Origin of the sequence: Staphylococcus sp. CWZ226 (genome assembly GCF_018986355.1) — a bacterium.
GTDB classification, from domain to species: domain Bacteria; phylum Bacillota; class Bacilli; order Staphylococcales; family Staphylococcaceae; genus Staphylococcus; species Staphylococcus simulans.
This window is the reverse complement of record NZ_JAHMSB010000005.1, coordinates 122,359-134,077: the sequence shown is the minus strand read 5'-3', so window position 1 is coordinate 134,077 and position 11,719 is coordinate 122,359. Positions and strand designations below refer to the sequence as shown.

General features: G+C 35.4%; 11 protein-coding genes. 1 reads left to right on the top strand and 10 read right to left on the bottom strand.

Features of this window, described 5'->3' with window-relative positions:
- The first annotated feature begins 237 nt into the window (after positions 1-237).
- Entirely contained in the window at positions 238-759 is a 522-nt protein-coding gene (locus KRR19_RS05925) for an HdeD family acid-resistance protein (protein WP_105979716.1), read from the top strand.
- An 84-nt stretch (positions 760-843) separates the two neighbouring features.
- Here the strand turns inward: KRR19_RS05925 and KRR19_RS05920 are convergent, their stop codons facing one another.
- The 10 genes from KRR19_RS05920 to KRR19_RS05875 form a co-directional block, all read right to left on the bottom strand.
- Positions 844-2,103 (bottom strand): aminoacyltransferase, encoded by a 1,260-nt coding sequence (locus tag KRR19_RS05920; RefSeq protein ID WP_002480890.1) that lies wholly within the window; start codon positions 2,101-2,103, stop codon positions 844-846.
- A gap of 26 nt (positions 2,104-2,129) precedes the next feature.
- Positions 2,130-3,386 (bottom strand): aminoacyltransferase, encoded by a 1,257-nt coding sequence (locus KRR19_RS05915; RefSeq protein WP_156666563.1) that lies wholly within the window; start codon positions 3,384-3,386, stop codon positions 2,130-2,132.
- A gap of 309 nt (positions 3,387-3,695) precedes the next feature.
- On the bottom strand, positions 3,696-4,448 hold the full coding sequence (gene trpA, locus KRR19_RS05910) for a tryptophan synthase subunit alpha (RefSeq protein WP_070848662.1): 753 nt from the start codon (positions 4,446-4,448) through the stop codon (positions 3,696-3,698).
- A complete protein-coding gene (trpB, locus tag KRR19_RS05905) occupies positions 4,441-5,670 on the bottom strand; it encodes a tryptophan synthase subunit beta (RefSeq protein WP_023015235.1) in 1,230 nt (409 codons plus the stop codon). The genes trpA and trpB overlap by 8 nt, the downstream gene beginning before the upstream one ends.
- The gene (locus KRR19_RS05900; RefSeq protein ID WP_070863779.1) at positions 5,636-6,295 is read right to left on the bottom strand and encodes a phosphoribosylanthranilate isomerase; all 660 of its coding nucleotides are present in this window, start codon (positions 6,293-6,295) and stop codon (positions 5,636-5,638) included. The genes trpB and KRR19_RS05900 overlap by 35 nt, the downstream gene beginning before the upstream one ends.
- Position 6,296: 1 nt before the next feature.
- The gene (gene trpC, locus KRR19_RS05895) at positions 6,297-7,076 is read right to left on the bottom strand and encodes an indole-3-glycerol phosphate synthase TrpC (protein ID WP_156666562.1); all 780 of its coding nucleotides are present in this window, start codon (positions 7,074-7,076) and stop codon (positions 6,297-6,299) included.
- Positions 7,060-8,076 (bottom strand): anthranilate phosphoribosyltransferase, encoded by a 1,017-nt coding sequence (gene trpD / locus KRR19_RS05890; RefSeq protein ID WP_216733539.1) that lies wholly within the window; start codon positions 8,074-8,076, stop codon positions 7,060-7,062. Before trpD ends, trpC begins: the two co-directional genes overlap by 17 nt.
- On the bottom strand, positions 8,021-8,644 hold the full coding sequence (locus tag KRR19_RS05885) for an anthranilate synthase component II (RefSeq protein WP_002480883.1): 624 nt from the start codon (positions 8,642-8,644) through the stop codon (positions 8,021-8,023). The genes trpD and KRR19_RS05885 overlap by 56 nt, the downstream gene beginning before the upstream one ends.
- Positions 8,641-10,050, bottom strand: coding sequence for an anthranilate synthase component I (locus KRR19_RS05880; RefSeq protein WP_156666561.1), 1,410 nt, complete (start codon positions 10,048-10,050; stop codon positions 8,641-8,643). The genes KRR19_RS05885 and KRR19_RS05880 overlap by 4 nt, the downstream gene beginning before the upstream one ends.
- A gap of 543 nt (positions 10,051-10,593) precedes the next feature.
- Entirely contained in the window at positions 10,594-11,634 is a 1,041-nt protein-coding gene (locus tag KRR19_RS05875; RefSeq protein WP_023015240.1) for a M42 family metallopeptidase, read from the bottom strand.
- Between the last annotated feature and the right edge of the window lie 85 nt (positions 11,635-11,719).

Sequence of the window (11,719 nt, the reverse complement as noted above, 5' to 3'; positions counted from 1 at the left end):
CCTAGTATCGCTTATTTATCCCTTCTCTCTATGTGCATCTATGTATATTTGCATGTCTTCTTACCATTTTAAGTAAGGAGTATTCTATTTAACTTCACTTTAAACACCATTTAATTATACAATTTACTTCTTTTGTTGATTATCATCTTATTTTAACTATTTATGAATTTTTTAACATGTAATTTTTCGTTAAAGGGTATATACTAATGTATATAATTCATGAAAGAGGTGTTAAAATTGTCTACTAATCACATTAGATGGTCAAGTTTAATCATCGGTTTATTATTCGCATTGATTGGAATTTTAAGCGTGAGCTTCCCTGTCGAAAACTTAACAGTCATCACTTGGTTATTCGGGATTTTCTTCATATTTAATGGTATTGCTGAATTATTCTTCAGACGTTTAACAAAAGCTTTTGTAGGTATTGCTAGCGGCTGGTTAATGATACTTGGTATTCTTAATATTATTTTCGGTATTTTATTTATTGTTTTTACTAATGTAGGTCAAGTCGCAATTATTTATATGCTTGCATTTTGGTTTATCTTTTCATCTGCATTAGGTGTCTTTACTGTGACACCAGTAGAGCGTACGAATAAGGTATATCACTTTTTCTCATTACTCGTTAATATCATTGGTATTATCGTAGGTATCATTTTATTGTTCAATCCATTAATAGGTGCATTTTTAATCGCTTTCTTTGTTGGTTTCACTTTCCTATTAATCGGTTTAAACTATGTCTTTGACGCATTTGCGCACTAATTAATTCAAAAAAACGTGCTTTCTTCAAAATTTGATGAGGAAAGCACGTTTTTTATTATGTTAGGTTGCTTCTTATAAAAGCATTTATTTTTTTACTTTTTGACGGATGTTATTCAACGTATTGAAAATCCAATATTTCACTTTTTGAATTGGTTTATAGAAATCTCCGATTAATTCTTCAATTTGTACATTGAAGCCGCGTTTGAAGCGGTACACACCGTAGTCTTCACTATCTTCAGTGAAATCACCTGATAAACCATAGAAATTATAACGATCATAACCATGTTCGAAGCAATAGTTAATCATGAACCAATGCATCATATATGGTCCCATATATTGATTATATTTCTCTGAAGAACCACCAGAGAAGTAGTTCACTTCATAGGCATTTGCGAAATAAACCCCTGCAGCTAAATCTAGAATTGAACCATCTGTTTGACGCAATTCGCTCGCTTTCAGCAATTCTTTTTGGTCATGTTCAATTTGTTTATCCAACTCTGAGATTTTCTTCAATTGTTTATCAGATTTATTTTCTTTCGCCATCATTTGATCACGACGGCCTTCTTTATCATTTAATGACTCTTGTAGCGATGTGATGTACTCATCTAAATCAATATAAGCTAATGGGATTAATACTTTATCACCATAGTGCTCAATGAAGTTTTTGAAGTACTCATCTGTTTTTGAAACGAAACCAGCACGTTCTTCAGTTTCACGATATAACTTGAAGAATTTATCTAGTTCGTCTTCACCTAAGAAACGAACTTTTACCCCATAATTAATTGACTTATTGATATTACGTTTACGTTGGCTATCAAATTGTTTTTTAAGAGAGGCTGGTGTTTCGTCTTTAAGATCTAAGACCCCCATCCAACGCACTTGGCTTGAAGTGTCGTATTTTGTTGTGAAGCCATGGTGATGGTAACCGTGTGATTTAAATAAGTTCACAAGTGCATCGTTTTGTTCACGACTTGGGAATGGGTTTACGTCTTTATCATAAATTTGGTAAATCCAATATGGATCTAATTTCACATATAAGCAATTATGCTGACGTAAGTATTTCTCTAACTCACGTAAATAAAACTCTACAAGACCTAAATCGCTATAGTCCATCACCGGACCACGGTTTGAATAATAAACATAACTTCCCATTGTAGGAATTTTAGAGAATAAACTTGCTGCAATCACACGGTTGTCGATGTCTTTAATCCCTAATAATACAACTTCAAAACCGTCTGCTTCTCTTGTGCCGATATTTTCTTTCGTTTGAAAATAATGGCTTTCTAGCGATGGATTCTGCACAAAATTGTCATATTCTTTAACTGTCAACTCTGTAAATTTCATTTCTTTATTTCCCTTCTACCTTATGTTTATCTATCTTTGATTTTCTTAAGCGTTGTATAAAGTTTATACATCGGCTTATTAATCGGTGCAATAAAGTCTCCAACATATTCAATTACATCTGCGTTAAATCCTTTTTTGAACTTCACAACGCCTGCATCCTCAGCGTCTTCAGTAAAGTGGCCGCTGATACCATAGAAGTTATAACGATCGATACCATGGTTGATCGCATAGTTGATCATTTCCCATTGCACTGCATAACTTCCCGCAAAGTGACGGTATTCATTCGCAGTACCACCTGCATAATAAACAACTTCAAATGGATTAATAATAAAGAATCCAGCTGAAATCGGTAGTTCATTACCATGTTTTTGTTGTAAGTCGCGCGCTTCAGCAACTTTTTGATGATGTGCTTCTAATTGTTGTTCAAGGTTTTCTTTTTTGCGTGCAGCTTTTTGGTTCTCAGGATTCTTATTCAAGTCTTTCTCAGCTTTATTGATTTCTTTTTCTAAATTCTTTTGTTCAGCGTTCAATTCATTAATATACTCTTCAAAATCAATGTAAGCCATCGGTACTAAGACACGATCTTTATAGTGTTTTAGTCTGTGATAATAGAAGTCGTCTTCACGATCATCAAAGTCTTTCGCTTCTGCAGTATCTTCCATAAATTTACGGAAAATATGCATTTCATCTTCACCTAAGAAGCGGACTTTTACACCATTACGTTTTACTTTTTTCGTATTACGTTTACGTAGACTATCCATACCTTTTAAAACATCTTGTGGTGTTTTATCTTTTAAATCTAATACAGAATGGAAACGAATTTGAATAATCGGATCAAAGCCAGTTGTAAAGCCTTGATGGATATAACCCAATTGTTCCATTTTATCAAATATCCAATCATGACCTGCATTTCCTATAATCTCACCATCATGGTTACGGTATTGATATGGTAAATATGGATCTACTCTTAAGTATAATGCATTGTATTGTTTAACATATGCCTTTAATTCTCTAAAGAAGTAATGGACTAATTCTTTATTATCATAGTCAATGACCGGCCCACGGTTTGAATAGAAATATTTAAAGAATTTCATTACTGGCACAGCTGTAAGTAAACATGCTGCAATGACATTGTCATCTTTGTCTTTCACCCCGACAAGATGTGTTTCTGTACCTTCTGCAACTTTCAACTCATAGTTGCCTACCATTTGTGTAAAATGGCTATACGGCATTTTATCTGTAAAATCTCCAAATTCAGCTGTAGTTAAATTGGTAAACTTCATAATTTCAATAACTCCTAATTCGTATTCTCTATCTTTTAATTTCTTATTGGTATCAATTTTCAATCTTCATTATTATACAATACCCAAAAGGAAAACTAAAATTGAAACCTTTCATTTCTGTTGTTTTATTATGTATGTTAAGCAAGAATTTAACTTCTTACAACTATTCTGGTTCGCCTTTAAGTAAGTACTTTGTGTAATAACCTTGCTTATCTATCATAACACGCACACGTGTCAAACCGTTATCAAAACCACTATATATAAAGTGAAAATCAGAGTCTGAGACAGACCCTGATTTAAAAAAACATTTTATGATTGTGCAGTTGTTTTATTTTCATCTAATGCTTTACGAATACTTTGTAAGTAACCTCTTGTTTTTGCTTCTTCGTCATTTGCGAAACGTTTGACGATTTCACTGCCAATGACTGCACCATCAGCGAAACGTGTCACTTCTGCGACTTGTTCTGGTGTTCTGATACCGAATCCTGCTACAACAGGTACATTTGCTTTTTCTTGAATGAATGCAATTTTTTGTTGTAATTCTGGGTGGAACGCTCCATTATCTCCAGTTGTCGCATTCATTGTTACAGTATAGATGAATCCTTCAGCATGTGCTGCGATGTGTTCAATACGTTCGTTTGAAGCGGTCATAGCAATTAATGAGATGATATTGACTTTGCGATCAGGGAAACGTGCTTTGAGTTGTTCTGCAAGTTCAAATGGTAAATCCGGAATAATTAAACCGTATACACCTGCTGCCTCACAGTCTTCTAGAAATGCTGCTTCTCCATAATGTAATATCACATTATAGTAAGTCATTAAGACATATTTAGACCCTTGTAATTCATCTTTATGTGCTTTAAGCTCATCTAAAATCACGCGTGCACTCATACCTTCTTTAATTGCCTTACTGCCTGCATCCATAATTGTTGGACCATCTGCGACAGGATCTGAAAATGGTAGGCCGATTTCAACAATATCTGCCCCTTCTTCTTGTAAGACTTTTAAATTATCAATGAATTTTTTGTTACCCATAATATAAGGAATAAATAGTTTACTCATGACCTTCACCTCGTTCTTGTGTATATTTACGAATTGTATCCATGTCTTTATCTCCTCGACCTGAAACAGTAACAACAATAATTTCATCTTTGCCCATTGTCGGTGCTAATTTTTCTACATAACTTAAGGCATGTGCACTTTCAATTGCTGGAATAATGCCTTCTGCTTTCGTAAATCTGATTAAAGCTTCCATCGCTTCTTCATCTGATGCACTTGGGTATTCCGCACGACCAATATCATGGTAGTAACTATGCTCAGGTCCAATACCTGGATAATCTAGACCCGCTGAAATAGAGTGTGCTAAACCGATTTGACCGTTGTCATCTTGTAATAGATACATTTTCGTACCATGTAAGACACCAACAGAGCCTTTACCGATTGCTAAAGCATGTTTTTCTGTGTCTTCACCTTCACCTGCAGCTTCTACACCATACAATTTTACGTCTTTATCTTGTACAAAAGGATAGAACGTACCAATTGAGTTAGAACCGCCGCCTACACATGCAACTACTGCGTCAGGTAAACGACCTTCTTTTTCTAAAATTTGTGATTTAATTTCATTGCCGATGACACTTTGGAAATCACGAACCATTGTTGGGAACGGATCTGGTCCTAATGCTGAACCTAATAAATAGTGTGTATCGTCAACGTGGCTGACCCAATATTGTAACGCCTTGTTCACCGCATCCGATAATGTACCTTGACCATCTGTCACAGACACTACTTTGGCACCTAATAATTCCATTCTGAATACGTTCAATGCTTGACGTTGGATATCTTCTTCACCCATGAAAACCACAAGTTCCATATCAAAGAGTGCTGCCACGGTTGCACTGGCTACACCATGTTGGCCTGCACCTGTTTCAGCAACCAATTTACGTTTGCCCATACGTTTAGCTAGTAAGGCTTGACCTAAAGCATTATTAATTTTATGTGCGCCTGTATGGTTTAAGTCTTCACGTTTTAAATAAATTTTTGCGCCACCTAACTCTTCTGTATAGGATTTCGCATAAGTTAAAGGTGTTTCACGTCCTACATAATCTTTTAAATAGTAATCTAATTCTTGTTGGAATTCGGGATCATTTTTAGCTTCATCATAAGCCTGTCTTAATTCTTGAATCGCTGGCATTAATGTTTCTGGGACATAGCGTCCGCCATAATTACCAAAGAATCCAAGTTCATCTACTTCAGTTTGAATGGGTTGTGTTGTTTCGTTCGTCATTTTTATCTCTCTCCTTAATATAATTTGAAATTTGTTTCATTGCTTGTGGATCTTTTCGACCTTCTACTTCAATGCCACTTGCGATGTCGAATCCTGTTGTTTGAATATCGAGTTGTTCGAATTGTTGAATCTTCTCTAAATCCATACCGCCTGCCACTAAATACGGAACATCTGAGAGTTGTTTCAGTAATTGCCAATCAAATGATTGACCAGTGCCGCCATAATGGATGGAAGGTGTATCGATAATAAATAAATCTACTTCGTTTCGATAAGTTTCAATGGCTTCAACTAGTTCAGAACTTGCTGGAAGTGCTTTGTATATTTGAATGCCAGGATATTGTGAGTTGCACCATCGTAATAGTGCAACATCTTCATGTCCGTGAAATTGAATCGTATCAATATTTGTTTCTTCTATAAGTTTTGCAACAATTTCCTTTGTTGGATTAACGACCACTACTACTTTATGAATCTTTTCTGGTACAAGTTTTGTTAATTGTGCAATGTCTTCTATACTTTGATGACGTTTACTTTTGGGATAGTGGATAAAGCCTATCGCATCTATATCATTCTCTATGGCTCGTGTAACATCGTCTTCTGATTGAAAGCCGCAATATTTTAAGAACATCTTACTGCTCCTTTTTTAGCTGTAAGCTTGGTAAGAATTGGGATAAATCATCACACTTCATAAGTGATTCACCAACTAAGATGCCATCTATACCTGAACCCACAATTTTTTCGACGTCTTCTTGTGTATGAATGCCGCTTTCTGAAATATAGTAATAACCATCTTTTTTATTCTCTAGTATTTCATTAGTATGTTCGACATTCGTCACAAAACGTGTTAAATCACGGTTGTTTACACCAATAATATCTGGCGCAAGTTGATAAGCTCTCGCTAATTCTTGCTTACTGTGTACTTCTACTAACACATCTAAATCTAAAGATTTCGCATATTGATAAAGTTCATGCATTTGTTGATCATCTAAAATATTGACGATGAGTAAAATGATGGATGCACCTGCGCGATATGCCACATCAATTTGAATCGGTTCTATCATAAAGTCTTTACATAATACAGGTAATGTCGTTTCTTGTGTAAGTTTATTTAAGCGTTCATAACTGCCGCCGAAATAATATTCATCAGTCAGAATAGAAATTGCTTGTGCACCGTAGGCTTCATAATCTTTAACTTGTTGTGTCAAATCTCGATCAGGTAATTTCTTAACTGAAGGACTTTTAGATTTAATTTCTGCGATGACTGATAAATGACTACGTTCTTTTAAACGTTCACTTAGTTTCTTTTTATATTTAACATTGGTTACTGGAAGTGTACGTAATAAACGATCATAGTACCCTTCTTCTAATAACGATTTCTTATATTCAACAATGTCATCCAATATAGTCATGCACTTGCCCTCCTGTTTTTTTATATTGAGCAAAAGCTTTACCTTCATCGATTAATTGTTGTGCTAATGTCACACCTTCTTGAATCGAATCTGCTTTTTCTGCGACATACAATGCGATACCAGCATTTAATACCACGACATCACGTTTACTTGAATGATCTTTGCCAGTTAAAATATTTAAGGTAATTTCTAAGTTTTCTGCAGGTGTGCCGCCTTTTAATGTTTCATTACTTGCTGGTGTTAAGCCCACATCTTCAGCATTTAAATGATAAGACGTAATACCTGTTTCTTGGTTCACTTCATAAATAATGTTTTCTCCAGACAATGTCGCTTCGTCCATTCCGTTTGCGCCGTGTAACACGATGGCACGTTTTCGACCTAAGTCATAGAGTGTTTCAGCCATTGGTTTCACAAACTCTGGATTGTAAACCCCTACGACTTGATACTCTAATTTGAATGGATGAATCATAGGTCCTAAGATGTTAAAGATGGTTGGACCTTCTAACATTTTGCGAATCGGTTGGATATATTTCATGACCGGATACGTGTCTGTCGCATTTAAAAAGGCTAAACCTGTTTCTTGCATTCTTGTTTCAACATCAGCGACTTGCGAACTAGCGATTCCCATTTTATTGAGTAAGTCACTGCTGCCTGAAGCGGATGTGATACTGCGGTTGCCGTGTTTTAGTACGTTGACACCTGCTGCAGCGACGATGAAAGAAGCGGTTGTTGAAATATTGAAGCTATTTGATTTATCGCCACCTGTACCACATACACACATAGCACCAGGGTAAACCGGTTGTACAGGATACATCGTTTGAATCATTGCTGCTACTAAATAAGTGACTTCTGTTTGATTTAATGGGCGAGCAGTATAATCACGTAACAATTCTGCTTTTGTTTCATTATCAATATCCGGGTTTATTAACGTTTGGATAAATGTATTAATGTCTTGTTGCGTTAAGTTCGGTTGTGTTTGGATTTTTTGAATAAGTGTCATGGCTGCTAGCCCCTTTCTCAACGAGTTTAATAAAGTTATGAATAATCTCAGTACCATGTTCAGTCGCAAAAGATTCTGGATGATACTGGATACCATAATGTGGTTTATCTTGATGTTCGAAAGATTGAATACAATCCGTTGTTTCTCCTGTAATAACTAATGATTCTGGGAATGTTTCTGGATCGCTGATGAGCGAGTGGTAACGCATGATTTTAAATGCTTCAGGCAACCCTTCGTATAAGACTGTCGGTTTTAATTGGTGCATCGTATCAATCTTGCCATGTAAGACACTGGCACCTTGGATAACATGTCCTTTGTAGTAACATGTCAAAGCCTGTGCACCTAAGCAGATACCTAAAATCGGCAAGTCTTCAAAGTGTTTAATAATACGATTTAAGTCGTCTGTATCTTCAGGATGACCAGGTCCCGGTGAAATAATCACCGCATCTGGCTGTAAGTCAAAGACTGTCGGATCATCAGGGTATTTCACCACGACATCTGTGTAACCTGCTACGATATTCACTAAGTTATAAGTAAATGAGTCATAATTATCTACGATTAATATCATGGTGTAACCTCCAATAAGCTTTTCGCTTTAAGTTTCGTTTCTTCTAATTCTTTTTCAGGTATTGAATCATATACAACACCACATCCTGCCTCTACATCTACATACGTCTGATCAATTAACATCGTACGAATCGCTAAAGCGAAATCTAAATCGTGATTGCAGTTGATATAACCGACACCACCGCTGTAAACGCCACGTTTATACGGATGTGCTTCATAGATACGTTCAATTGCTCTGAGTTTTGGTGCACCCGATACCGTGCCTGTTGGTAATAAGCTTGCGATAATGTCCATAGGTGACATTTTTTCATTTAGCTGCCCAGTTACGACACTAACGATATGCATCACGTGTTCATATTTTTCAATTTCCATTAAACGTTCAATTTTAGATGTGCCTGTCTTACTGACACGATGAATATCATTTCTTCCTAAATCTACTAACATACGATGTTCACTTAACTCTTTTTCATCACTTAACAATTGCTGTGCATTAGCTTCGTCTTCTTCAGGTGTTTGTCCCCTTTTGATTGTTCCGGCAATTGGATTAGTAACAACTTCATTACCTTTAACTTTGACGAAACTTTCAGGTGAACTTCCGACGATAATCGGTTCATCGATATTTAAGTAATACATATATGGACTTGGATTTTGACGTTTCAACTTACGATACAGTTGATAAGATAAGTCATGTAATTTATCGCCGAACTCATGTTTATAACGATAAATTCTTGAAGGGACAACTTGGAACATATCTCCCTCAGTAATTAACTGTTTAAATTTCGAAATATTTTGAATAAATTGATTGTCATGAATATTCGGAATAATATCTTTTTGACTTGGCACAAAAGAAGTATCTGGCTGATACAATTTAACATTTTGTAAAGCATCTATTTGTTGGTTTACTCTTTTTTCAATCGCTTCAGGCGGCTCATTCGAGAATAAGTTTGTAGATATCACATACAAGTATTCTTTATAATGATCAAATACATATACATTTTCAATCATGTATAAATGAACATCAGTTTGATTTGGTTTGTCAGCTACTTGTCTTTTCTTTAGTACTGGAAATTCATGTCTGACTAAATCAAAACTACATGAGCCGATAAATCCTGAAATAAATGGTAGATCTTTTAATAAGTCCTCTTCAATCTCTGCGTAATAGCTTTGAACATAATCTTTAAGTCTTTGATAAGGTTGTTTCGTTTCTGTGATTGTTTGTTCTGATGTTTTTATTGTAAGTTCATCTTCAGTCAATATCACCTCACCGTATATATCAAAGGCAACGACTGAATAACGACCTTTAGTTTTATTTTGACTTGCACTTTCTAAAATAATTTTTCGCTTTGCTAATTGTGCTAATGCTTCAGGGGTAATATCAGCATTTAATCTCTTGTATACTACATCCATTATGTTAATTCTCCTCCCATAATAAAAAGCGTCCTTGTTTGTTGTAACAAGGACGCTTTTGGCGCGGTACCACCTTTATTAGCCATCAGTTTGATGACCCACTCATACTTGATTGAATTGTCAGCTTCCAACAAAACCCAATTCATTAGGCAGCGAGGTTAGTTTGCATCAACCACTAACTTTCTGAATTTACTCTAACTGCTTAACTACTTCATTTTATCTCTTCACTGTATTTCTCTTTTTCTTTTTAACTCAATATAAAAACACCACAATAACGCTCTTCCGATAAGGACGCGTTACCGTGGTGCCACCTTAGTTCAACATTTTCATGTTCTTATTCATTATTTAAATTGTTGATCTTGCACATTAAAAGCCCAATTCACATTATATGTTGTACTGATTTACATCAACCATCAGTTTTCTGTGTGCTACAAATCATATAAGCTACGTTTACTTCTAACGTCGTTTGCAATGTACTTTGAATAATACACGCTCTTTTTTAAGATGTCAACACATAAATTCAAAAATTCTAACTATTTCGAATTAATCTCCAACCATTTCTGAATAAAGATAGACTTCAAGTAAACGTTGTGTCGCTTTGATTGAATCAAGATGCGTACGCTCTAACGCATGTGAAGATTCGATACCCGCACCAAATAAACCGTGTTTTATATCTGCTCCTGCGCGTAACGCAGCTGAAGCATCTGAGCCATAGTAAGGATAAATATCAACTTTGTATGGAATATTATTTTCTTTCGCCAATTGTGTAAGATGTTGGCGTAATTTTTTATGATATGGTCCTGATGCATCTTTAGCACAAATCGACACTGTATATTCGTCTGACGTTTGACCATCACCTAACGCACCCATATCAAATGCGATGTATTCATTCACTTTACCTGGAATTGACGCATTCGCACCATAACCAATTTCTTCATTATTTGAAATAAAGAAGTGTGTCGTATAAGGCAATGTTTTATCATTGTTGCTATAGTCTTCTAAGAAATCCATAATCATCGCAACACTTGCCTTGTCATCTAAATGACGAGATTTAATAAAGTCATTCTCTGTAATGATTGTTCTAGGATCTAAACTTACAAAGTCCCCTACTTCAATACCTAATTGGCGTGTATCTTCTTCATTATGTGTTACCGCATCAATTCTGATTTCCATATGTTCTTTATCTCGTGGAATATTATGGTTGTCTTTATAAACATGAACTGAAGTTTCATGTAAACAAATAGTGCCTGTATAGTTTTTACCTGAATCTGTATGAATCGTACAGTATTCACCTTCAATTGCGTTGAACGCATAACCGCCAATCAACTCAATACCTAAGCGACCATCTTCTTTAATTTCTTTGACCATTGCGCCTAAAGTATCTACATGTGCAGTAATACAACGATGATCTACATCATTTTCACCTTTAACTGTAATCATCAATGCACCTTTATTTGTCACATAAGTCGGATACCCTAAATCCTCCGCAAAAGATTGCACATACTCTATAGCTTGATAAGCATCACCTGATGGGCTTGGAATTTCGGTTAATGTTTTAATAGTTTCAAAAATATTTTTTGACATAAAAGACCCCTCCTTACTCTTATTGTACCGATTAATTTTCCAAATAGAAATCGAAATAGATAAGTGAAAGACCTTGCACCATTTG

Coding starts and splice junctions, on each gene's coding strand:
- KRR19_RS05920 (WP_002480890.1), bottom strand. CDS start 2,103: ATGAAATTTACAGAGTTGACAGTTAAAGAATATGACAATTTTGTGCAG.
- trpC (WP_156666562.1), bottom strand. CDS start 7,076: ATGACTATATTGGATGACATTGTTGAATATAAGAAATCGTTATTAGAA.
- KRR19_RS05900 (WP_070863779.1), bottom strand. CDS start 6,295: ATGTTCTTAAAATATTGCGGCTTTCAATCAGAAGACGATGTTACACGA.
- trpB (WP_023015235.1), bottom strand. CDS start 5,670: ATGACGAACGAAACAACACAACCCATTCAAACTGAAGTAGATGAACTT.
- KRR19_RS05885 (WP_002480883.1), bottom strand. CDS start 8,644: ATGATATTAATCGTAGATAATTATGACTCATTTACTTATAACTTAGTG.
- KRR19_RS05875 (WP_023015240.1), bottom strand. CDS start 11,634: ATGTCAAAAAATATTTTTGAAACTATTAAAACATTAACCGAAATTCCA.
- trpA (WP_070848662.1), bottom strand. CDS start 4,448: ATGAGTAAACTATTTATTCCTTATATTATGGGTAACAAAAAATTCATT.
- KRR19_RS05880 (WP_156666561.1), bottom strand. CDS start 10,050: ATGGATGTAGTATACAAGAGATTAAATGCTGATATTACCCCTGAAGCA.
- KRR19_RS05915 (WP_156666563.1), bottom strand. CDS start 3,386: ATGAAGTTTACCAATTTAACTACAGCTGAATTTGGAGATTTTACAGAT.
- trpD (WP_216733539.1), bottom strand. CDS start 8,076: ATGACACTTATTCAAAAAATCCAAACACAACCGAACTTAACGCAACAA.